Source organism: Bradyrhizobium sp. UFLA06-24 (assembly GCF_054967145.1).
Map to the genome: position 1 here is coordinate 1 of NZ_JADFUE010000183.1, position 1,435 is coordinate 1,435.

The window sequence follows — 1,435 nt, forward strand, 5'->3', positions numbered from 1 at the left end:
ACCTTCTTGCCGGTCGACAGACGCGACTGGGTGGTGGCGAGGAGGTCGGCGGTGGACTGGAGGGAGAGCAGGTTCTGACGAACCGACGCAGAGAGAACGATACCGGACATAACAACTTACCCTTCTGGTTTACGCGTCTTCGTTCGATCGCTTCAGATCGAGTGACATGCGCAGCCTGCGGGGACATGGCTAACAAATGGTGAAACGAGCATCGTCCACATAAGCGTCGGTTCACCATAGACCGGTGAGCGGCGCGGCGCGCTCGGACAATCAGACTGAAATCATTGGCGATTGTCTGCGCTTACGCTCCATTAACCATAACCGACGGTTACTTTTCGGGGCTTTGTCGCGGGCCCATCGAAACCGAACACCCGACAAAAAAACGGCGGGGCCGAAGCCCCGCCGCCATGACTTGATTGCGATGTCGTCAGCTTTAGCGGAGCAGCTGAAGCACGCTCTGCTGCGACTGGTTGGCCAGCGACAGCGCGGAGACCGCGATCGACTGGCGGGTCGAGAGCGCCTGGCTGTTGGCCGCTTCCTCGTTGGTGTCGGCCAGCGTCAGGTTGGACGAGCCGGTCTGCAGCACGTTGATCAGGTTCTTGTTGAAGTCCTGACGCACCTGCACCACCGAGAGGTTCGAGCCCAGCGTCGAGGCTTCCGAACGCAGCGTGCTCGACGCGGTGTTCAGCTTGGCCAGCACCTTGTTGCTCGCAGCGTTGTCGATGAAGTCGGTACCCTGCGTCAGCGCGGCGAGGCCCAGACCCTTCGAGTTGAAGGTCACGCCAGTGATGTTGAGGCTCGACTTGCCGGTCTCGTCGAACACCAGCTTGAGCTGGTCGCCATTGAGCAGGTTCACGCCGTTGAACGACGCGTCCAGCGAGGTCGTGTCGATCTGCGACATGATGTTGTTGTACTGATTGACCAGGTTCGAACGGGTCGCCTGGGCAACAGCATCAGCAACGGGCGCGGTCGGGTTCGACCAGGTCAAGGCCGAGGTGACCGTGCCCCCGATCGTGCCGCCGGCCGCAGCCGAACCGATCGTGGAGGACGCATAGTCGTTGGTCGCCGAGACCGTGAGCAGGCCGTTGGCGTCGATCGTGGCCGACAGGTTGTTGGCCTGAAGCTGCGTGTTGAGCTGATCGAGCGTCTTGACCGTGCCGCCGGTGCCGTCGCCGAACGTGACGTTGACCGCCGTGCCGCCATTGAAGGAGGTGAAGGTCAGGGTCTTGCCGGAGATACCGCCGGAGGCCGCAGCGCGGCTCGCGGTGAACGAGGTGCCGGTGCCGGTCGCGCCAGTCAGACCAAGCGTCGAGAGCGCATTGCCTGTACCAGTGATCGACAGATCCGAGCTTGCACCCGTCGAGATGTGCAGCGCGCCGGCGACGATCGAGGACGCGGTCTGGCCGCTGGCGGTGCCGGGCGTCGCAGCTCCCGA

At 62.9% G+C, this 1,435-nt stretch carries 1 protein-coding gene; it reads right to left on the minus strand.

Annotated elements, in window-relative coordinates:
- Positions 1-433: 433 nt before the first annotated feature.
- Positions 434-1,435, minus strand: a 1,002-nt coding sequence (locus tag IF809_RS38525) for a flagellin (protein WP_462840075.1), incomplete at its 5' end; no start/stop codon positions are given.